The following is a 21,294-nucleotide window of genomic DNA, read 5'->3' as shown; positions in this document are numbered from 1 at the left end:
GCCATCAACCGAAGGTGAAGGCATAGGCCCGTACGCCGGGATCGAGGAATTCGATTCCGAATGTGCGGTCGGTGATGCCGCCAACTTGCCGCACCAATTGATACAGCTTCGCATCCGTCACGGTGCCATATCCCTCGGCATCGGTATCGGTGCCGTGGCTGGCGCCGGGCGGCACGCCGTCGATGATCACGCGGAAACGCACCGGCTTGCCGTCCCGTGTTGGGCCAAGAACCAGATGCAGGTCGCGGGCGTGGAAACGATAGGCGATGCGTCCTGACGCATCGTCGAGCTGTGCATATTCGCGGCCGATGGTCCATGTGCCGCCCAGCGTCCAGCGGTTCAGCGGTAGCATGTCGATGCCGCGATAGAGACTCGGCACGTCTTCCCGTGCGCCGCCGGGCGAGGTGAAGCCGGTGGCCTGCGCATAGCCGAGATAGGTCTCCGAAGAACGAAGTTGCTCCTCATCCGCGGCGACTTGCGAGCCTTCCGCACGGACCGTCGCAGCCTCAACAGTCGGCTTGCGGCCGGCTTCTGCGAGCAGTTGCTGGATCACCTTTTCGGACGTCGCGTAGTTGCCTTCGCCGATCGCTTGATGACGGATGCGACCATCGGCACCGACGAAATAGAGGGCGGGCCATGCATTGTTGCTGAAGGCGCGCCAGATCCGGAAGTCGTTGTCGATCGCCACCGGATAGCTCACACCAAGCTTCGCTGTTGCGGTGCTGACATTGCCGACGTTCTTCTCGAAGGCGAATTCCGGTGTGTGTACGCCGATCACGACGAGGCCCTGATCGCGATACTTGTCGGCCCAGGCGCGGACATGCGGCAGCACGCGTAGGCAGTTGATGCAGGAATAGGTCCAGAAATTCACCAGCACGACCTTGCCCTGCAGGTCTTCAGCCTTCAGCGGCGACGTGTTGAGCCATTGCCTGCTGCCCACGATCGATGCGAGCGGACCAGACAGTGATGCATGGGGTGTGGCATTGCCGATGGACGTTCCGGCCTGTGCGGATGGTGCGGGCTGGAGCGTGTCGATCAGCTTGCTTTCAAACGCCGTCGTTGACGGCAGTGATAGTTGCGTCAGCAGGCGCGTATCCAGCCCGGCCCAGATCGCGATGGCGCCGAGCACTACCGCGCCACCCAGCGCGCGACGCACGCCATCGCTCCATGGCATCAGCTCGCGCGCCTTGACGAGCAAACGTCGGCCCAGCAGCATGCCGGCGGCAAGTGATGTGGCCGCACCAAGACCATAGGCGAGCAACAGCAGCACGGTGTCGATTCCCGGCCCGTGCAGTGCCGCGCCGGTGAGGATCAGGCCCAGCACCGGTCCGGCACAGGGTGCCCAGACGAGGCCCGTCGCGATGCCGAGCAGCAGCGAACCGACCGGTGTGCGGTTGGCGTTTGCATCATTCTGGCCGGCCCAGCCGGACAGCTTCACGCCGAGTAGCACCAGCGGCGCCATCAGTCGCGTGGCGAGAGTCGGCAACAGCAGTGCTAGGCCGAACAGCGTCATCGCGATGAGGGCGATGGTTCTGCCATAACGATTTGCCTCGATCGCCCAGTTGCCGGCGACAGAGGCGAGGCTGGCGGCCACCGCGAAAGTCAGTGTGAGGCCAATCAGCAAGGGCAATCCGCTGCGGCGAAACGGCTGGTCCGCGCGGGCGAGAATGATCGGCAGGATCGGGAAGATGCAGGGCGATGCGATGGTGAGCAGGCCGGCCGCATAAGCGAGGATGAAGAGCGTCACGGTGATCTCCAAAAATACACGAGTGAAGCCGGCGACCGTTCGGGGGAGCGCCGCGATCCGCGGACCGGTTGACGGTCCGCGGAAGAAGGTGAGGGTCAGATCAGATTGATCGCGACATTGATGTTGCCGCGCGTTGCCTTCGAGTAAGGGCAGATCTGATGCGCGGCATCGACCACCTGGCGCGCGATGTCCGGCGCGAGGCCGGGCAGGCTGACATTGAGGCGAGCCTGCAGGAAGAAGTCGCCGCCGGTGGTGCCAAGGTCGACTTCGGTGTCGACGGCAACGTCGGCCGGCATCTTGACCTTCAGATTGCCGGCGGCGCGCCCCATGGCGCCGATGAAGCAGGCGGACCAGCCGGCCGCGAACATTTGCTCGGGATTGGTGCCGGCGCCGGCCGAGCCGGGAGGCGACAGCTTGACCTCGAGCCGGCCGTCAGAGCTGCGCGAGGCGCCATCGCGGCCACCGGTGGTGTGGGTCTGGGCGGTGTAGAGAACCTTTTCGATGGTGGTCGAGGTCACGATCGTCTCTCCTTTTATATCGTATACGATGTAATCGAGTGCGCTATAAATAGCGACGTAGACGCCCTTGTCAACTCTTCCGATTTAATCGCATCCGATATATATGGATCCGACAGGTCACGTTCTCGTGTCCCTGACGGAGTGCAAACATGCCATCCACCAAGCCCAAATCGATTGAACAAACCTCCGCCGATTCCGCGCAAGCCGGGCCGAAACTGTCGGATTTCCTTTGCTTTTCGATCTACTCGGCGAATCTGGCCTATGGCCGGGCCTACAAGCCGATCCTCGAAAAGCTCGGTCTGACTTACACCCAGTACATCGCCATCGTGGCGCTGTGGGAGGAGGACGGGCAGACCGTGGGCAGCCTCGGCGAAAAGCTGTTTCTGGAGTCGAACACGCTAACGCCGATCCTGAAGAAGCTGGAGGTCATGGGCTATCTGCGCCGGCAACGCGATCCCGGGGATGAGCGGCAGGTGGTGATCAGCCTGACCGACGAAGGCCGGCGGCTGCGCGAGAAGGGGCTGACCATGAATCTCGTGAAGGCATCCGGTCTTGAGCCCGACGAATTCAAGAAAATGCAGCAGGGCGTTGCCACGCTGCGCGATAACCTGATCAAGGCTGCGCGCGAGAGCTGACCCGCGTATCGGCCATGCAGTAGCCGGCGTGCGGGTGCATGCTGTGTCGTCCTCCTGTAACCTCGCGGCAGCAGATCAGTCCGAGAGGTTGGCGTGAGCGACATCGACACGATTTTTACGCAGGCGAAATTCGCCGACGGTAGCTTCAACACGATTGCCGTCAGCGGCGGCCATATCACCTCGGTCACATCCGGTAGTAATCCCGCACCGACAACCGCAGAGACCGTCGATCTCGGCGGCACGCTTGTGATCCCGTCCTTCGTCGAAGGTCACATCCATCTCGACACCAGTTTCTACGGCGACGTCTGGCGGCCGCATGTGCCCTATTCGAACGGCTTCAACGTGCAAGAACGCGTCGCCATCCAGGCCGACAACATGGCTAATGCCGCGCCGATGGCTGAGCGAGCGCGGAGCCAGCTTGAGCTTTGCCTCGGTCACGGCAGCACGCGCATGCGCAGCCATGTGATGGTCGATGGCTCGGTCGGCCTGACATCGCTGGAGACCATCCTCGCCGTGCGCGAGGCGCATCACGACCTCATCGATATCCAGCTTGTCGCCTTCCCGCAAAGCGGCATCCTGCGCAGCCCGGGCACGCCGGATCTGCTCGATGCTGCTTTCGATCTCGGCGCGAACGTGATCGGCGGTCTCGATCCCGGCGGATTCGATCGCGATGTCGAGAAGCATCTCGACGTGGTGTTCGGCATCGCCGAGCGCCGCGGGGTCGATGTCGACGTCCATCTGCACGATCCCTCGATGCTCGGCATTTTCGAGATAGAACAGATTTGCTCGCGCACGCAGGCGCTGGGCATGCGGGGCCACGTTGCCGTCAGCCACGCTTATTCGCTCGGCGATGTCGCTCCTGATGTCGTGCAGCGAACAGCCGAGTTGCTGGCAGCGAGCGGCGTCGCCATCATGACCAATGCGCCGGGTGCGCGGCCGTTTCCACCGGTGAAGCTGCTGCGCGCGGCCGGCGTCACCGTGTTCGGTGGCTGCGATAACATCCGGGACTCCTGGTGGCCCTATGGCGACGGTGACATGCTCGGCCGCGCCATGATGATCGGCTATCGCTCCGGCTTCAACACCGACGAAGATCTGATGCTGGCCTTCGACATCGTCACGGCCGGTGGTGCGAAAGCGCTGCGGCTGGAAGATCACGGCCTCCGCGTCGGCGCCAAGGCCGACTTCGTCGCCATCGATGCACCGCACGTGCCGCAGGCCGTGGTCGATCTGCCAAAGCGCCGCGCGGTCTACAAGAACGGCCGGCTGGTTGCGCGGGACGGCGAGATCGTCGCCCGAAAGGCTTGAATCATCGGCTGGACGCGTTACGACTGCGCCAAACAAAGCTGGCATGCCACGAGTTCTGGAGACGACGAATGCTTGAAACACCGCGCGCGCGACGGGGCATGGTGACCTCGCCGCATCATTTGGCGTCGCAGGCCGGCCTCGATGTGCTCAAGGACGGCGGGACCGCCGTGGAAGCGGCGATCGCCGTAGCCGCGGCGCTGGCAGTGGTCTATCCGCATATGACCGGCATCGGCGGCGACGGCTTCTGGCTGATCGCCGAGCCCGGCAACGCGCCCGTCACGGTGGATGCCTGCGGCCGCGCCGGCGCTGCCGTCGATCTCGCTTACTATGCGGCGAAGGGCGCATCGGCGATTCCGTTCCGCGGACCGCTCGCTGCCAACACCGTCGCCGGGACCGTGTCCGGCTGGCAGAAAGCACTGGATATCTCGCAGCATTGGCAGAAGCCGATGGCGCGCGAGCGGCTGCTGGAAAGTGCGATCTATTATGCCGAAAATGGCATCGTCGTCACGCGCAGCCAATCCGAACTGACGTCTGAGAAATTCGCGGAGCTGAAGGACCAGCCGAATTTTGCCGGGACTTTTATGCCGAACGGGCAGGCGCCGGCCGAAGGCGATATCATGAAACTGCCGGCGCTCGGTGCGACGCTGAAGCGTCTGGCCGCCGAGGGCTTCGAGAGCTTCTACAACGGCAAGCTTGCCGATACGATCGCCGCTGACCTCGCCAGGGTCGCATCGCCCGTCACCGCGGCCGATCTGCAGAACCATCAAGCCACCGAGCGCCCGCCGCTATCGACCACCGTGCGCGGCGCGCAGCTGTTCAACATGGCGCCGCCGACGCAGGGTCTGTCGTCGCTGATGATCCTCGCGATGTTCGATCGCCTTGGTGTCACCCAGGCCGAAGGTTTCGATCACATTCACGGCTTGATCGAGGCCACCAAGCAGGCCTTCATCGTCCGCGACGAGCATGTCGGCGATCCCGATCACATGACGGTGGATCCTGCGGCTTTCCTCGACGACGCCAAGCTGGACGAGTTGGCGCGCCACATCGATCGCAAGATCGCGCTGCCTTGGCCGCATATCCGCAAGCCCGGCGACACCATCTGGCTCGGCGTCATCGACGGACAGGGCCGATCGGTGTCCTTCATCCAGTCGGTCTATTTCGAGTTCGGCTCCGGCGTCGTGCTGCCGGAAACCGGCATCTGCTGGCAAAATCGCGGCGCCTCGTTCCGTCTGCAGGAGAGCGGCTGGAATGCGCTGAAGCCGAACCGCAAGCCATTCCACACGCTCAATCCGGCGATGGCGATCTTCGATGACGGCCGTCGTATGGTTTATGGCAATATGGGCGGCGAAGGTCAGCCGCAGACGCAGTCGGCGGTGTTCTCGCGCTACGGCATGTTCGGCATGCCGCTGCAGCAGGCGGTGACGGCGCCGCGCTGGCTGCTCGGCAAGACCTGGGGCGACGAGAGCATCACGCTGAAGGTCGAGGATCGCTTCGATCCCGCGTTGATCCTGCAGCTTCGGGATGCCGGTCACGTGGTCGAGGTGCTCGGTAGCTATACCGGTACCATGGGCCATGCCGGCGCCATCGTGCTGCACGCCAATGGTGTGCTCGAAGGCGCGACGGACCCGCGCTCGGATGGTGCTGTCGCCGCTTGGTGATCAGTTCGCCATCATTTTGCGTAGTTCGGTCTTGAGGATCTTGCCGTTAGCGTTGCGCGGCAGCGGCTCCTTCAGGAAGGTGATGGTGTCCGGCACCTTGTAATCGGACAGCCGCTCCGCACAGTATTTGCGGATGTCGGCCTCGTTGCCGCCATCGGGGCTATAGACGAAGGCGTGTACGCGTTCGCCGAGCACCGGATCGGGCTTGCCCACCACTGCGCTTTCGACGATGGCGGGATGATGTGACATCACGTTTTCGACCTCGGTGCAGTAGATCTTGAAGCCGGCGCGATTGATCATGTCCTTCTTGCGGTCGACCACATAGACATAGCCGTCCGCATCCATGCGGCCGATATCGCCGGAGCGCCAATAGCCACCGACGAAGCCGGTGCGCGTCGCATCCGGGTTGTCCCAATAGCCCGGCACGATCATCGCGCCGGCAATCAGCAATTCGCCGTCCTGACCGACCGGCACCTCGCGGCCGTCATCATCAGCAACCACGATATGCGCGCCGGTTACCGGGCGTCCGACCGAATTGATCTTGCTGACGGGCGAGCCGGGCGGAAACATCGTCGCGGGTGAGGTGGTTTCGGTCGAGCCATAGGCATTGCAGAGATTAAGCTTAGGCAGCACCTGCGCGAGGCGCGTGATGGTCGCTTCCGGCATCGGCGCCCCGCCGAAGCCGGCGATGCGCCAAGCCGTGAGGTCGTGGGTCTCGAAGTCCGGCTGCAGCAGGCAGAGATTGTACATCGCGGGCACCATTAGTGTGTAGGTCATGCGCTCGCGTGCCGCGACAGCGAGAAACTCCGGTGCCTTGAAAGTCGGCAGGATGACCGTCGTTCCGGCGACATTGATGGTCGCAAGGATCAATGCCACAAGCCCGGTGACATGTGATGCTGGCACCGCCAGCATGGTGACGTCACCGTCGTGCAGGCCATAGCCGTGCTGGAAGTTGAGCAGCGAATGGATGATGCTCGCGTGGGTGAGCATCGCGCCTTTCGGGTTGCCAGTGGTGCCTGACGTATAGAGCAGAAAAGCGGTGTCTTCCTGATGGAGTTCGGGAAGCGCAGCGGCAGGCGCATCTTTCGTCAGCTCCGCAAACGATGGCGCACGGCCGCTGCCGACCACCCACTGATTACGCAAGCCCGCATGTGGTGCGGGCAGGTTGGCCTCGCAGTCGGCGTCATAGACGAGCGCTGAAGCCCCACACTGCTGCAACACATAGTCGATCTCGGGTGCGCGTTGCCGCGTATTGAGCGGGACGATAATCATGCCGGCGCGGACGGCGCCGAGCGCGCAGAAGATGAATTCCAGGCAGTTGCCGAGCAGCATCGCGATGCGCTCGCCCCTCTTGAAGCCGCAGGCGATCAGATTGCGGGCGACATTCTCCGCGACGCGGTCGAGCTCCGCATAGGCGACTCGTTCCTCGCCGAGCACCAGCGCGACGCCCTCCGGCTTCCGCGCGACAGCAGCGCGCAGCATGGCGTCGAGGGTCGGCGGACGATCGGAGAAACAGGTGACGACGCGGTCGCTGTAGAGAACTTCATGGCGGGTGGCCGGCGTTGAGGTTCCCGGCGGGATCTGTCCTTGCATGTCCGTCCCAGACGTTTTTTGCGCGCCGCAATCGGCACGTCCCGCCATTTGGCTGGCGATGATGACGTCAGGTTAATCAGCCATGCGGAGAATGCCAACCCGCTTCGCCGCATGGCTCGTAACGTGGGAGATGCGCGTCCGGGGCTAGCGCGCTTCCACAGTCACGTGCTGCAATTCATGTACGGCTGTGAGGCGCTGCCGCACCGTCTCTGTGCTCGCTCCGCCGGCAAAGCCGACGATCGCAGCGTGCGCACCGGGGCCGACGCGCCAGACGTGGAGGTCGAAGATGCGGGCGTCGCCGGGGCGCTCGACCTCATCGCGGATTTCCTGTTCCAGATGCGGATCTGACGTGTCGAGCAACACGGCCGCCGTGTCGCGCAGCAGATTCCACGCCCAGGCGGCAATGAGAATGCCGCCGACGATGCCCATCACAGGATCGAGCCAAACCCAGTTCAGATAGCGGCCGGCTAGCAGCGCGGCGATGGCGAGCACCGAGGTCAGCGCATCGGCCAGCACATGCATGAAGGCGGAGCGCATGTTGTTGTCGCGATGATGTGCGTCGTGGTGATGGTCGTGGTCATGACCGTCGTGATGATGCCCGCCGCTCAGCAGAAACGCACTGGCGATATTCACGATCAAGCCGATGACGGCGATCACCGTGGCTTCGCCGAAGGCGACTGTGGACGGATTGAATAGCCGCTGCACGGATTCGACGGCGATGCCGATGGCGATGATCGCCAGCACCAATGCGGAGGCAAAGCCAGCGAGATCGCCGACCTTGCCCGTGCCGAAAGTGAAGCGGCGGTTATGCGCGTTGCGGCGTGCGTAGGCATAGGCGCCCGCAGCAATGGCGAGCGCCACGGCATGTGTCGCCATGTGGAAGCCGTCAGCCAGCAGCGCCATCGAGTTGAAGACTGTGCCGGCAATGATCTCGCCGACCATCATCAGCGCCGTAAGGACGACCACCCACAGCGTGCGGCGGGTGTTCTCGTCATGATTGTCGCCCAGAAACATGTGCTCGTGGGACAGGTGGTCGATGTCGGAGTGGGTGCGCATGCTGCCCGTCCTTATTTCGCGTAGCGCCGGATGGCGGCGATGAGTTCTTCGGCGCCGGCCGCACGGTCGTCGGTGCTGAGACCGGGATGGGCGACATGCTCGCGGACATGGTCCTCGATCAGTTCATCCATCAGCCCGCTCACGGCGCCGCGCACGCCTGCGACCTGATGCAGAATCGTGGCGCAGCCGGCGTCTTTGGTGATGGCCTTCTCGATGGCGGCCATTTGGCCGGCGAGCCGACGGACCCGGGCGAGCAGCTTGGTCTTGTTAGCGGCGAGATGCGACATAGGATAGTCCCCTACCCTATACTTCGTCCGAGCGAAAGTCCCCGCCCGGCGACAAGCCGGGCAGGGGAGTTTGCGGGAGGAAACGGAGAGGGATCGATCAGGCGGCCGCAGCCATCACGCGAGGATGGGCGACATGTTCCTTGAGCACCAGGCCGGAGGCATCGACCTCGGCAAGCGAGACGTCGTAGCTCCAGAGATCGGCGAGATGCTGCAGCACCCGCTTCGCATCGGGCTCATTAAGCAGGGCGCCATTGAGCACCGAATGCTTCAGCATCAACCGGCGATCGCCGGCGAGGTCGACGTCCACCACTTCGATATTCGCATCGATCAGGCCGACGTCGTACTGACGCGCCAGCACACGTCGGACGCGGCGATAGCCACGCTCGTCATGGATGGCGTCGACGCGGATGCCTTCCGACACGGCCGGGTCGTCATGCAGGTGGAACATCCGCATGTGGCGCATCAGTCGTGGGCTCAGGAACTGGCTGACGAAGCTCTCGTCGCGGTAGTTGGCCCAGATATCGCGCAGCACCGCCATTGCATCGCCTTTGCCGGCGATATCGGGAAACCACGCGCGGTCTTCGTCGGTCGGATCGGTGACGATTTTTTCGATGTCCTGCATCATTGCGAAGCCGAGCGCATAGGGGTTGAAGCCCGAGAAGCGCCGGTCGTCGTAATTCGGCTGGAACACGACATTGGTGTGCGACTGCAGGAATTCCAGGAAGTTGCCGTCCGAGATCTGTCCGGTCTGATGCAGTCGGCTCATGATGCGATAGTGCACGTAAGTGGCCGTGCCTTCGTTCATCACCTTGGTCTGACCTTGCGGGTAGAAGTATTGCGAGATGTGCCGAACGATGCGGATGAGTTCGCGCTGCCAGGTCTTCAGGCGCGGTGCGGATTTCTCCAGAAAATATAGCAGGTTCTCCTGCGGCAGGCCGAGCAGTGCACGGCGACGCTCCGCGCTGAGCAGTGAGGCACTCTTTGTCCGCCCCGTCGGCACCGTGCGCCATAGATCGTTGAACGAAGTTTCTTCGTGATTGCGGCGCTCTTTGGCGCGTTTTTCCTCGGCCCGCAAATCCAGCGATTTTTTACCGGGATAGCGATCGACGCCGTGCGACATCAGCGCGTGCGCGGCGTCGAGTGTCTGCTCCACCGCTGCGCGGCCATGCTTTTCCTCGCACTGCGCCACATAGCCCTTGGCAAAATCGAGATAGTCGAGAATGCCGTCGGCGTCGGTCCACTGCTTGAACAAATAATTGTTCTTGAAGAAGTGATTATGGCCGAAAGCGGCGTGGGCAATTACCAGCGTCTGCATCGTCGCCGTGTTTTCCTCCATCAGGTAGGAAATGCATGGCGACGAGTTAATAACGATCTCATAGGCCAAACCCATCAGGCCCTTGCGATAGGACGCTTCCTGATGGGCGAATTGTTTGCCGAACGACCAGTGCTTGTAATACAGCGGCATGCCTACGGACGAGTAAGCGTCCAGCATCTGCTCGGCGGTGATGACCTCGATCTGGTTCGGGTAGACGTTGAGTCCGAGCTCCTTTTCGGCAATCTCCTCGCAGGCATCGTGGATGCGCTGCAATGTGGTGAAGTCCCAGTCCGCGCCTTCGTAGAGACGGTCTGTCATGGAGCCACCCTCTCCTTGGCCTGGCGACGTTGAAACAGGTCGTGGAACACCGGAAAGATCTCGCTGCGGTCGTTGACCTTGCGCATCGACAGCGGTGCACCTTCCGCGCGCAGCCGCTGATACAGCGTCCACAGTGAGGATTCCGACATTTCGAACGGATGGCTGCCGGATTCGCCCACTTCCAGATAGGCGAAGAACTGCGTCACCGGCAGGATCATGTCCTTGAGCAGGCGGCCGGAGAGATCGCCGTCGGCATAAGAGTTGTCGCCGTCCGAGGCCTGTGCGGCATAGATATTCCAGTCGGCGGGGCGATAGCGTGACTGCACGATCTCATGCATGGTCTGCAGTGCGCTGGAAACCAGCGTGCCGCCCGACGCGGGGCCGTGGAAGAAGGTTTGCTCGTCGACTTCCTCGGCACGGTCGGTGTGACGGATGAAGACGATCTCGACCTTGCGATAGCGACGCGTCAGGAAGACGTAGAGCAGCATGTAGAACCGCTTGGCGAGATCCTTCATGTGCTCGGACATCGAGCCGGAGACGTCCATCAGGCAGAACATCACCGCCTGCGCCACCGGCTTCGGCACGTTCTCGAAGCGGCGATAGCGGATGTCGATGGGATCGATGAACGGAATCCGCCGCATCTTGGATTTCAGCCGCGTGATCTCTGCCAGCAATTCGGGGCGGCGCTCGTCACTGCAATGCTCCAGTTCAGCTTCCAGCTGTGCAATGGCCTCGGGTCGCGGTCGCTGCAGTGCAACCCGTCGTGCCATGGCCAAGCGTACGGTGCGGCTGACCGAGATATTGGCAGGCGAACCGGACGTCGTATATCCAGCGCGGCGCAGGCCTTCGTTTTCGACTTCGGCCAGCTTGCGCTTGGAAAGATCCGGCAGTTCCAGGTCGTCGAGGAAAATGTCGACGAACTCCTCCCGGCTGAGCACAAACCGGAATGCATCCTCGCCGTCGCCTTCGCCGGCATCGTTCGATCTGCCGCTCTTCGATTGCGGCCGTTGAAGGTAATCACCTTCCACAAATTTTACGTTGCCGGGCAACACCCGGTCGCGAATGCCGCCTTCGCGATAGAAGCGGGGCTCGTTCATCCCGTCGAGCGGGATGGACACCTCGCCGCCTTCCAGGACGTCTTTGATGTCGCGGTCCTGGGAGGCTTTCTTGACGGCTCCCTGAACCAGAGCTTTCGCGCGTCGCAAGAACCGCTGGCGGTTCTCAAGACTCTTGCTGCTCGGGTTCAGGCGTCTATCGACGATATGCATGGCCACGTTATGTTGGCTCCTTGCGTCAGCCGGCCTGTTTCACGCGCATATACCATTCGACGAGACGGCGAACCTGGCGCTCGGTGTAACCGCGAACGATCATCCGCGCGACGAAGTCGTCATGCTTTTTCTCGGTCTCGCCGTCCTTCTTAGATCCGAAGGAGATCACCGGAAGCAGATCTTCAACTTGAGAGAAGATGCGCTTTTCGATGACTTCCCTGATCTTCTCATAACTCGTCCAGGTCGGATTCTTTCCACCGTTCTGTGCTCGCGAGCGAAGCGAGAACTTCACGACTTCGTTGCGGAAGTCCTTGGGGTTGGCGATTCCGGCCGGTTTTTCGATCTTGCTCAGTTCCTGATTGAGCAATTCGCGATCGAGCAATTGTCCGGTGTCAGGATCCTTGAAGTCCTGATCCTCGATCCAGGCATCGGCATAGTCGACGTAGCGATCGAACAGGTTCTGGCCGTAGTCCGAATAGGATTCCAGATAGGCTTTCTGGATTTCGTGACCGATGAACTCCGCATAACGCGGCACCAGCTCGGCCTTGATGAATTCGAGATAACGTTTTTCAACTTCATCAGGCATCTGCTCCCTGCGGATCGCCTGCTCCAGCGTATACATCAGGTGCACGGGATCCGCCCCAATCTCCGACGTGTCGTGATTGTAGGTCGCGGCCAGAACTTTGAACGCGAAGCGCGTCGAGGCACCGTCCATGCCTTCATCAACACCGGCGGCGTCCTTGTATTCCTGAACGCTGCGGGCCTTCGGATCCGACTCTTTCAGGCTTTCGCCGTCATAGACCCGCATCTTGGCGAAGGTCGTCGAGTTCTCGTGCTTGCGCAGCCGCGACATCACGGAGAAGCGCGCCAGAGTTTCCAACGTCGCCGGTGCGCAAGGTGCGGTGGCGAGTTCGGAACCCTGAATGAGCTTCTCATAGATCTTCTGTTCTTCGGTGACGCGCAGGCAGTACGGCACCTTGATGACGCAGATACGATCGATGAAGGCTTCATTATTCTTGTTGGCCTTGAAACTCTGCCACTCGGACTCGTTGGAGTGGGCGAGAATCACGCCAGTGAACGGAATTGCGCCGATATTTTCGGTGCCGATATAGTTGCCTTCCTGCGTCGCCGTCAGAAGCGGATGCAGCATCTTGATCGGCGCCTTGAACATTTCGACGAATTCAAGCACGCCCTGATTGGCGCGGTTGAGGCCACCGGAATAGCTGTAGGCGTCGGGATCGTTCTGGGCGAAGATTTCGAGCTTGCGGATATCCACCTTGCCGACCAGCGAGGAGATGTCCTGGTTGTTCTCGTCACCGGGTTCGGTCTTGGCGATGGCGATCTGGCGCAATCGCGACGGCTGGATGCGGGCGACGCGGAATTGCGAGATGTCGCCGCCGAAAGCTTCGAGCCGCTTGTAACACCACGGACTCATGAGACCCGTAAGCCGCCGGCGCGGAATGCCGTATTTCTCTTCGATCATCGGGCCGAGCGTGTCGGGATCGAACAGGCTGAGCGGGCTTTCATAAACCGGAGAGAGTTCGTCGCCGGCTTTCAATACATAAATGGGATGGACTTCCATCAAGGCCTTGAGGCGCTCGGCAAGCGATGATTTGCCGCCACCGACCGGGCCGAGCAGATAGAGAATCTGCTTGCGCTCTTCGAGGCCCTGCGCCGCATGGCGGAAGAAGGCGACGATGCGTTCGATCGTATCTTCCATGCCGTGAAAGCCGGCAAAGGCTGGATAGCTACGGATGGTACGATTCAAAAAAATACGGCCAAGGCGTGGATCCTTGGCCGTGTCTATCATTTGAGGCTCGCCGATCGCCGCCAGTAGGCGTTCCGCCGCGTTCGCATATCGCATCGGGTCCCCTCTGCAGGATTCCAGATACTCGGACATCGACATGTCCGTCTCACTTCGGGCTTCGTAACTTCTAGCGAACGCATTGAACAGAGAATCGTTGTACATGATCCCTCTCTCCTTGCTGGTCGGCCGTCCTGTTGGTCGCGATGCTCCTAAGGTGGTAACGGAACGCGTCTTTCCGATCGCGACTCAACATCAGCACTATAGCCTTCAGGACACATCCAGGTCCGAAATCGCGCAATGCGATCTGAGTGCATCGCGCGACTCATATTCAGGCACTTGCTTATAAGTTAGGCGAGTTTTGCCATGTCTCAAGGGCTAACAAAGCGATTGTGCACGCCTGTGACTCGAACGCCACAAAGTTGCCGTATGTGGGAAGCTTTCGGAATCATGTACCGACGGCGCAGTTTGGATGAGTCGAAACGCGCACAAGAATGCTGGTGAGCGGAGGTTGCGCTCAGTTCCGATCGCTGGGCAGGACAGGCAGCGGAGTCACCTCGATACCTTCATCGATCAGCGACCGTGCTTCATCCGGCGTCGCTTCGCCGTAGATCGGACGATGTTCGATGTCGCCATAATGCATCTTGCGAGCTTCGGTCGGGAAGCTTTCACCGACATTGTCCGCGTTTTTGGTAACGTGATCGCGCAGTTCTTTCAGCTTGGCGCGCAGTTCGGCTTCCTGCGGCGCCATCATCAGCGGGGCTGTGGTCTCGGAACCGGCGTCAGGGGCGGGTGCCGGGCGATTCTTGCTCTTGCCCACGATACGCGGGGCCATAATGGCCTTTTCGACCTTCACCGATCCGCAATTCGGGCAATTCACCAGCTTGCGCTTCACTTGGGAGTCATAGGCGCCGGAACTCTGGAACCAGCTTTCGAAAGCATGGCCCTTCTCGCAGCGTAGGTCGTAACGGATCATGTCGCTTGCCGGACAAGGTGCAGATAGTCTGGGCCCGATTTGGGATCGCTGACGCTGAAACGGCGGCCGTGCTGCAGGGACGGTACGGTCTTGCGCGCTTCCGTCACCTTCGCAGGATCGATCTTGGCCAGAATGAAGCCCGGCTCGACGCCCGTCGCTTCGGCCAGAACCACGCCCCACGGGTCGATAATCAGCGAGTGTCCATATGTCGCACGCTTGTTCTCATGCACGCCGCCCTGGGCTGCCGCAAAGACGAAGCAGCCAGTCTCGATGGCGCGGGCGCGCAGCAGCGTGTGCCAATGAGCTTCGCCGGTCTTCTGGGTGAACGCCGAGGGCACGGTGAGGAAAGACGCACCGCTTTCGGCCAATGCGCGATAAAGCGCCGGGAAGCGGACGTCGTAGCAGATGGTCAGACCGATGCGGCCCCAGGGGAGATCCGAGATGACGGCGGTCTCGCCCGGCTGATAATTCGCGGATTCGCGATAGCTCTCGCCGTTCGGCAGATCGATGTCGAACATATGGATCTTGTCATAGCTCGCCAGGACATTGCCGTCCGGTCCGATCAGGAACGAGCGATTGGCGGCGCGTTCGGGGTTGGCCAGCACGGCCAGCGATCCGATATGCAGGTAGATCTTCAGCTCCGCGGCGAGCGCGCGATAGGCCTTCAGCGAGAGGTCGTCTTCCTCCGGGCGCAGATGTTCGAACAGCGCCGTGCGATTGAGCTGCATCATGTTGCTCACTTCCGGCGTGAGCACATAGTCAGCGCCGGCGAGCACGGCTTCGCGGATCAGATGACGGCCCTGTTCGAGGCTCGGCTCCGGCAGCAGGCCGGTGCGCATCTGCACCATGGCGGCGGTGAAGGTCTGGGGCTCGGACGTTGGGGATGTCTGGCTCATGAGGTGGCCTTCTCGCCTGCGATCATGGCGTCAAATTTGCCTTCGCGGTCCAATGCATAGAGATCGTCACAGCCGCCGATCAGGGTGCCATCGATGAAGATCTGCGGGAAGGTGGCGCCGGGATAGGTACGGTCGAACATTTCCTGGCGCAGCTTCGGATCGGTCGCGGTGTCGAAATGGGTGAATGCAGCTTTCTTGCGCTGGAGCAGCGAGATCGCGGCGCTGCAATAGCCGCAGCCGGGGCGGGTGTAGATTTCAATCGCGGCGGCCATCGGGCGCTCCAGTTGCAGGGAAGTGCCTGATTATATGGGGACCTTGTGGGCCTCCACAACCCGCGCAAAGACCAGCACATCGACCTGGGCGGCTTTGGCGCGCAGCAGCGCCCGTGCGCATGCGTCCGTCGTGGCACCCGAGGTCAGCACGTCGTCGACCAAAATGACGCGGCGGCCCTGGATTTCAGCCCGGCGTTCAGGTGGGACCTTGAAGGCGCCCTGGACATTGCTGGCGCGCTCGCTGCGCGACAGGCCGATCTGGTGTTCGGTCGGGCGTATTCGCCGCAAGGCGTCGCGGGATATCGCAACGCCGCTCTGCCGGCCGATTGCCCGGGCCAGCGCGCCGGACTGGTTGAAGCGCCGGCTGAAGCCGCGCCGCCAATGCAGCGGCACCGGCACCAGAATATCGGCATCCGCGAGCAATTCCTTCCCCGCTCGCGCCATCCAGCGACCCATGGTTGGCGCGAGGTCTGTCCGGTCATGATATTTCAACTGATGCACCAGCGCGCGGGCGACATCATCGTAGCGCACAGCTGCGCGGGCGCGCTGATAGGCCGGCGGATCAGCAATCGCCTGCATCGACAGGATGCCCGGGCCGGGATCGTAGACGAAGGGGATGCCGAGCCGGCTGCAGAAGGGCGGCGCGATGAAGGAGAGCTGGCCCCAGCAGGCTGCGCAGACGCCTTCGCCGGCGACGGGTTCCCGGCAGGCGACGCAGAGCGTCGGCAGCGCGATGTCGAGCGCAAGGCGGGCGGTTTGCGTCCATGCAGACCGGCAAAGCTTCAGCGCGCCGCGCAATTGCGCGGGGAGGGACCGTGACACTGTCGCCTCTGCGTCCATAGGTTGAAGGCTAGAGCTCTCCTGAGTTGATCTCAAGCGCGATTGCCAGATCCCCGGTCTTCGGCGTACCAAGCCGCATGGCTCAGACCCCGAATGCCGCACCTATTCTGTTCGACCGCGCTCTGCTGCGGGCACGGCAGGCTCGTGCGTCGCGGCTGGGCGCCGAGAATTTCCTGCTGGACCGTGTCATCGCCGACATGGATGAGCGATTGCAGGCGGTGCTGCGCCAGTTCGACAATGCGGCTGACGTCGCGACGCCGGGTAACCGTCTGCATGACGTCGTGGCCGGGCGTGTCGGCCATCTCACACATGCCGACGTGCCCGATGTCGAAAGCAATGGTCTCAATCTCGCGCCGGCGTCGCTCGATCTCGTCATTTCCGCGCTCGGGCTGCACTTCGTTAACGATCTGCCAGGCGTCATGGCGCAGATCCGCCGCGCGCTGAAGCCTGACGGTCTGCTGCTGGCCGCAATGCTCGGCGGCGACACGCTGACCGAGCTGCGGCAGTCCTTCGCCGCGGCGGAAGCCGAACGCGAAGGCGGCATCTCGCCGCGCGTCGCACCAATGGCCGATCTGCGCGATGTCGGCGCCTTGCTGCAGCGCGCGGGATTTGCGCTGCCGGTGACCGATGTGGATCGCGTCGTGGTGCGCTACGACAGTGCCTTCGGTCTGATGCAGGATCTGCGCAGGATGGGCGCGACCAATGTGCTGGTCGAGCGCCGTCGCGCACCGCTGCGCCGCGCGACGCTGCTGCGCATGGCGCAGATCTACAGCGAGCGTTTCGCCGACCCCGACGGCCGCATCCGCGCGACCTTCGACGTCATCTGGTTGTCCGGCTGGGCGCCGCATGAGAGCCAGCAGAAGCCGCTGAAGCCGGGCTCGGCAAAAGCGAGCCTCGCGGATGCTGTGAGGGGGCTGAAGCGCTAAAGCAGATCGATCAGATGCGGGATCAGCGGGATATCCGCAGCCGGCATCGGATAGTCGCGCAGCTTGTTCGGCCGCACCCAGGCAAGATTCTGGCCTTCCCTGGAGATAGCGAGGCCTTCCCAGCGCCGGCAGATATAGAGCGGCATCAACAGGTGGAAGTCCTCATAGGCGTGGCTGGCGAAGGTCAGTGGCGCGAGGCAGGCTTCCTTCACCGTGATCCCGAGCTCCTCGTCGAGCTCGCGGATCAGCGCCGCTTCCGGCCGTTCGCCGGGCTCCAGCTTGCCGCCGGGAAATTCCCACAGGCCGGCCAGCGCCTTGCCTTCCGGCCGCTGTGCGATCAGCACGCGGCCGTCGGGATCAATCAATGCGCAGGCGACGACGAGGACGAGTTTCATAGGGTTATTACGCGGTTGTTGGTTGTCTAGGACATGTGTGGGGCACAGGGAACGATCGCATCGCCAGCTTTTCCGGGCGCGCTCTCATTGTTCGGTATGAGAGTTTTGGTTGCAGCATCGTTCGGGATTACCTGAATGTCGACATGGGTCGTGAGCTGCACGCGCGGCAGTTCGATGATGTAGTCGACCGTGTCCGCTCCCGAATAGTCGCTGCTGGGCATGTAAACCAGTTGCAGTGCGCGCATGCGTTTCCCGACACAGGTCTGGTCGTCCCCGGTCACATTCTTTTGTGGGGTGACCATGATCGTCCGTCCGCACAGACTGCCATGCGACGGAGGTTTGGCGATAGTGAGCTTGGGCAGCACCGGCTCACATTTCGCGTTCCATCGCACCGCGAAGCCAAGGCCGACCTCCTGACCGGCCTTGACGCTGCGGGTGAGCGTGCGTGTCCTGCTCGATGACTGATCCTGCGCTTCGGCGGTGCCGATTGGCATTGCGACGGCACAGGCAAGGATCAGACCCCCTGTCGTGCCGGCCATCGCACATATCTTCATCGACGTCGTCCGCAGGCGCAGTAGCAAGCTAAGACCGATAGTCGCCGTTGATGGCGACATATTCCTTGGTGAGGTCGCAGGTCAGCACGCGGTCGCGGCCCTTGCCGAGGCCGAGGGTGACCTTGATCTGCACTTTGGGGTTCTTCATCGCGTTGGACACTTCGGTCTCGTCATAGGACGGGTCGCGTGCGCCCAGTTTGGCGACACGGATGCCATTGAACGCAATCGAGAGCTTGTCGCGGTTGGCGGGCTCGCCGGCCTTGCCGACAGCCATCACCACGCGGCCCCAATTGGCGTCTTCGCCGGCAATCGCCGTTTTCACCAGCGGCGAATTGGCGATCGACATGGCGATCTTGCGCGCCGAGGCCTTGGTCGTCGCGCCTTCGACGACGACTTCCACCAGCTTGCGCGCGCCTTCGCCATCGCGTGCGACCTGTTCGGCGAGGTCATTGAGAATGACGTTCAGGGCCTTCACGAAAGGCTTCAGCCTGATGTCGCTGGCCTTGGTGATCTTCGGCGCGCCCTGTGCGGCTGCTGCGCCGGTGGCGAACATCAGCAGCGTGTCCGAGGTCGAGGTGTCGCCGTCGATGGTCACGGCATTGAACGAATCTTCCACGCCGGCCTTCAGGAGTGCCTGCAATGCGGGCGCGCTGATCGGTGCATCCGTGAAGATGAAGGACAGCATCGTCGCCATGTCCGGTGCGATCATGCCCGCGCCCTTGGCCATGCCGTTGATGGTGACCTTGGCCTTGCCGAGTTTCACCGTGGCCGTCGCGACCTTCGGGAAGGTGTCGGTGGTCATGATCGCCTTGGCTGCATCCATCCAGCCGTCCGGTCCGGCGCTTTCAGCGAGTGTGGCGAGCACACCGTTGAACTTTGTGGCGTCGAGCGGCTCGCCGATCACGCCGGTCGAGGCCAGGAAGATCTCGTTCGGCTTGCAGCCGACGGCCTTGGATGCGATGTCGCCGGTGAGTTTGGTCGAGGCCTTGCCGGTCTTGCCGGTGAAGGCATTGGCATTGCCGGAATTGACCACCAGCGCCTGCGCTTTGCCGTTTTTCAGCACCGCGCGGCACCACTCCACGGGAGCCGACGGGCACTTCGACTTGGTGAACACGCCGGCTGCCGTCGTGCCCTTGTCCATCACCGCGAGCAGCACGTCGGTGCGGCCCTTGTAGCGGATGCCGGCGGCGGCGGTGGCGAGGCGCACGCCTGCAATGGCGGGCATCTCGGGAACGTCGGTCGGGGCGAGGGGGGAGACGGGGGACGGCTTGGCCATGAGTGCTTTCAGCTTTCGTAAAAAGATGAAGCGCTCTGTATCACCTCTGCCACCGTGGTGGGAGAGGGCTTCATGGAGAAGGGAGCAATGTCATGGCTCCGTCATGCGCACCCGTCCGGTCGCGCATGATCCTGTCCGAAAACCAGGACTAGCCGGGGCCGAATTTGAACTTGCCGTCGTCTTCGAGGAACGGGCCGCTGCGCATATAGAGCTGGCCGTTCTCGCCGATAAAGAAGAGCGTGTTCTTCGGCACTTTCTTGGCGCCCTTCAGCAGGAATTTGGCATTGTTGGTGCCCATCTTGTACGCGAAGGTCTTGCCTGACGCGTCGTAGCCATAGCCCATGTCGGGCGAGAGCACCCAGGGCGTCGGCGCCTGAGCCAGAGCAGGGTCGGCAAGGGCCGATGTCATCAGTGCGGCGGCGCACAGCATCGTAAAGGCTCGAGCGGTCATCCCAAATTCTCCGAAACGTGTTTTTGAAAGTACATCGCGGCTGCGCGGTTGTCTTGAACAAATCACGAACGGTGACAGCCCGTCAATACGACATGCAGTCGCGACAGAGTTTGTTATTTCGCAAGCGCGGTCTGGCGACTATCTTTCGCTTTCGGGCTAAGCCGGTCCACGATGAATGCGGCGATGGGGATGATTCGACAATGCGAGCGATCGTGAAAAGTCTTTTGGTTGTTGGCGCGGTGGTATTGGCGCCCGGTCTTGCTGCGGCGGATGATTTCAAGCTCAGCAACAACCAGCGCATCTCCTGCGGGCGTGGGCTTGCCGCAGGCAAGCTGAGTACGGCGACCTGCCGCTCTTATGCCTATCTGTTCAATGCGAAGACCTCGGAATATTTCCGTTGCTCGGTGTCGCTATCGATGACGCGTGATGCCAAGGAAGTCATCAACGTCCAGAGCGATGGCGCTTGCGTGAAGAAGCCGCGCGTGTTCGACACCGACTCCAGCTATTCCTTCGATGCCACGGAGACCGAGCCGCCGAACACCAATTCGTTCTTCGGCAATGGTGGTTTTGCCATGTGGGTCAGCGACAACACCCAGCAGAAAATTCGTGGCTGCGTCACGATTCCGTCAGGACTCGGCTCGGACGTGTCGCGCTGCATCGATATGAAGTTCGAGTAGCTGGCTTTCTTATCCCTCCCCCGCGCTTGCGTGGGGTCTGGCGGACGGTTCGTCCGCCATGGGTGGCCGGCCGCTTGGCCGGTCGGGTGGGGGTGGTGCCGCACGCGTTGAGTTCGCGGAGAGACCCCACCCCGGCCTCCGCTTCGCTCGGCCGACCCTCCCCACTGCGCATTGCTGCGCAATGCTTGAGGGAGGGATTCCTCCGGCGCCTGTGCGTCATCGCTGATTCAACTGTCAAACAGCCACTCCCCTTCAGACATGCGTCATCGCCCCCATTGTTTGCGGCGCGGGGGCGCCGTCGTCCTTTGCATTCCCGCCCCCTTGTGAGAGGGCGTGCGGAACGCCGGGTGCCCGTTGCACCCTTGGGCCTGATGCGAATGCGGTCTTCCGCAATTGAGAGTGCATCAGGACTTTCGGAGGCGCCGAGCCAGTGCCCGACGTTCCGCCTGCGGTGTTTTTTCGGTTGCTTGCACTTTGCCTCGACGAACGCTCCGATCGCGAATTAAAGTCCCAAGGCGATGGGAAGG

Annotated in this window: 21 protein-coding genes; 5 read left to right on the top strand and 16 right to left on the bottom strand. The window is 62.2% G+C overall.

Annotated features, from left to right (window positions below):
• Positions 1-4: 4 nt before the first annotated feature.
• Entirely contained in the window at positions 5-1,747 is a 1,743-nt protein-coding gene (locus HP556_RS18425; RefSeq protein WP_175368058.1) for a redoxin domain-containing protein, read from the bottom strand.
• Between the two features lie 95 nt (positions 1,748-1,842).
• Positions 1,843-2,265: an Ohr family peroxiredoxin gene (locus HP556_RS18420; protein ID WP_175368057.1), complete on the bottom strand. Its 423-nt coding sequence runs from the start codon at positions 2,263-2,265 to the stop codon at positions 1,843-1,845.
• Between the two features lie 149 nt (positions 2,266-2,414).
• Here HP556_RS18420 and HP556_RS18415 point away from each other — a divergent pair, with 149 nt between their 5' ends.
• From HP556_RS18415 to HP556_RS18405, 3 genes are all read left to right on the top strand, one after another.
• Positions 2,415-2,900: a MarR family winged helix-turn-helix transcriptional regulator gene (locus HP556_RS18415; RefSeq protein ID WP_175368056.1), complete on the top strand. Its 486-nt coding sequence runs from the start codon at positions 2,415-2,417 to the stop codon at positions 2,898-2,900.
• Between the two features lie 93 nt (positions 2,901-2,993).
• Positions 2,994-4,205, top strand: coding sequence for an amidohydrolase (locus HP556_RS18410; protein ID WP_175368055.1), 1,212 nt, complete (start codon positions 2,994-2,996; stop codon positions 4,203-4,205).
• A 68-nt stretch (positions 4,206-4,273) separates the two neighbouring features.
• Positions 4,274-5,863 (top strand): gamma-glutamyltransferase family protein, encoded by a 1,590-nt coding sequence (locus tag HP556_RS18405; RefSeq protein WP_175368054.1) that lies wholly within the window; start codon positions 4,274-4,276, stop codon positions 5,861-5,863.
• Here the strand turns inward: HP556_RS18405 and HP556_RS18400 are convergent, their stop codons facing one another.
• The 10 genes from HP556_RS18400 to HP556_RS18355 form a co-directional block, all read right to left on the bottom strand.
• Entirely contained in the window at positions 5,864-7,456 is a 1,593-nt protein-coding gene (locus tag HP556_RS18400) for a class I adenylate-forming enzyme family protein (RefSeq protein WP_175368053.1), read from the bottom strand. It lies immediately after the preceding gene.
• A gap of 144 nt (positions 7,457-7,600) precedes the next feature.
• Complete coding sequence (dmeF, locus tag HP556_RS18395; RefSeq protein ID WP_175368052.1) at positions 7,601-8,512, bottom strand: CDF family Co(II)/Ni(II) efflux transporter DmeF; 912 nt, start codon at positions 8,510-8,512, stop codon at positions 7,601-7,603.
• 11 nt (positions 8,513-8,523) lie between these two features.
• Positions 8,524-8,799 (bottom strand): metal/formaldehyde-sensitive transcriptional repressor, encoded by a 276-nt coding sequence (locus tag HP556_RS18390; RefSeq protein WP_175368051.1) that lies wholly within the window; start codon positions 8,797-8,799, stop codon positions 8,524-8,526.
• Positions 8,800-8,896: 97 nt separating this feature from the next.
• The gene (locus HP556_RS18385) at positions 8,897-10,432 is read right to left on the bottom strand and encodes a SpoVR family protein (protein ID WP_175368050.1); all 1,536 of its coding nucleotides are present in this window, start codon (positions 10,430-10,432) and stop codon (positions 8,897-8,899) included.
• Complete coding sequence (locus HP556_RS18380) at positions 10,429-11,700, bottom strand: YeaH/YhbH family protein (RefSeq protein WP_175368143.1); 1,272 nt, start codon at positions 11,698-11,700, stop codon at positions 10,429-10,431. Before HP556_RS18380 ends, HP556_RS18385 begins: the two co-directional genes overlap by 4 nt.
• Before the next feature lie 25 nt (positions 11,701-11,725).
• Positions 11,726-13,669, bottom strand: a complete 1,944-nt coding sequence (locus tag HP556_RS18375) for a PrkA family serine protein kinase (protein WP_089267701.1) — start codon at positions 13,667-13,669, stop codon at positions 11,726-11,728.
• 352 nt (positions 13,670-14,021) lie between these two features.
• A complete protein-coding gene (locus tag HP556_RS18370; protein WP_089267700.1) occupies positions 14,022-14,480 on the bottom strand; it encodes a DUF1178 family protein in 459 nt (152 codons plus the stop codon).
• Positions 14,477-15,376, bottom strand: a complete 900-nt coding sequence (locus HP556_RS18365) for a carbon-nitrogen hydrolase family protein (protein WP_175368049.1) — start codon at positions 15,374-15,376, stop codon at positions 14,477-14,479. Before HP556_RS18365 ends, HP556_RS18370 begins: the two co-directional genes overlap by 4 nt.
• Positions 15,373-15,648: a glutaredoxin 3 gene (gene grxC / locus HP556_RS18360; RefSeq protein ID WP_068729362.1), complete on the bottom strand. Its 276-nt coding sequence runs from the start codon at positions 15,646-15,648 to the stop codon at positions 15,373-15,375. The genes HP556_RS18365 and grxC overlap by 4 nt, the downstream gene beginning before the upstream one ends.
• A 30-nt stretch (positions 15,649-15,678) precedes the next feature.
• Positions 15,679-16,488, bottom strand: a complete 810-nt coding sequence (locus HP556_RS18355; protein WP_175368048.1) for a ComF family protein — start codon at positions 16,486-16,488, stop codon at positions 15,679-15,681.
• 77 nt (positions 16,489-16,565) lie between these two features.
• Between HP556_RS18355 and HP556_RS18350 the strand changes: the two genes are divergently transcribed.
• Positions 16,566-17,414, top strand: coding sequence for a methyltransferase domain-containing protein (locus HP556_RS18350; protein WP_175368047.1), 849 nt, complete (start codon positions 16,566-16,568; stop codon positions 17,412-17,414).
• On the opposite strand, the gene HP556_RS18345 is transcribed toward HP556_RS18350, so the two are convergent.
• The 4 genes from HP556_RS18345 to HP556_RS18330 form a co-directional block, all read right to left on the bottom strand.
• On the bottom strand, positions 17,411-17,809 hold the full coding sequence (locus tag HP556_RS18345; protein ID WP_120287336.1) for a (deoxy)nucleoside triphosphate pyrophosphohydrolase: 399 nt from the start codon (positions 17,807-17,809) through the stop codon (positions 17,411-17,413). The two genes, HP556_RS18350 and HP556_RS18345, sit on opposite strands and share 4 nt — an antisense overlap.
• Positions 17,810-17,835: 26 nt before the next feature.
• Positions 17,836-18,348 (bottom strand): hypothetical protein, encoded by a 513-nt coding sequence (locus HP556_RS18340; protein WP_175368046.1) that lies wholly within the window; start codon positions 18,346-18,348, stop codon positions 17,836-17,838.
• A 43-nt stretch (positions 18,349-18,391) separates the two neighbouring features.
• Complete coding sequence (argJ, locus tag HP556_RS18335) at positions 18,392-19,639, bottom strand: bifunctional glutamate N-acetyltransferase/amino-acid acetyltransferase ArgJ (protein ID WP_175368045.1); 1,248 nt, start codon at positions 19,637-19,639, stop codon at positions 18,392-18,394.
• A gap of 148 nt (positions 19,640-19,787) precedes the next feature.
• Entirely contained in the window at positions 19,788-20,090 is a 303-nt protein-coding gene (locus tag HP556_RS18330) for a hypothetical protein (protein ID WP_175368044.1), read from the bottom strand.
• A 200-nt stretch (positions 20,091-20,290) separates the two neighbouring features.
• On the opposite strand from HP556_RS18330, the gene HP556_RS18325 reads away from it, so the two are divergent.
• Positions 20,291-20,767, top strand: a complete 477-nt coding sequence (locus HP556_RS18325; RefSeq protein ID WP_089267692.1) for a hypothetical protein — start codon at positions 20,291-20,293, stop codon at positions 20,765-20,767.
• Positions 20,768-21,294: the final 527 nt, after the last annotated feature.

This window comes from Tardiphaga robiniae (genome assembly GCF_013359755.1).
Lineage (GTDB): Bacteria > Pseudomonadota > Alphaproteobacteria > Rhizobiales > Xanthobacteraceae > Tardiphaga > Tardiphaga robiniae.
Note: the sequence above shows the minus strand (reverse complement) of the source record. Positions and strands in the feature narration are given on the sequence as shown.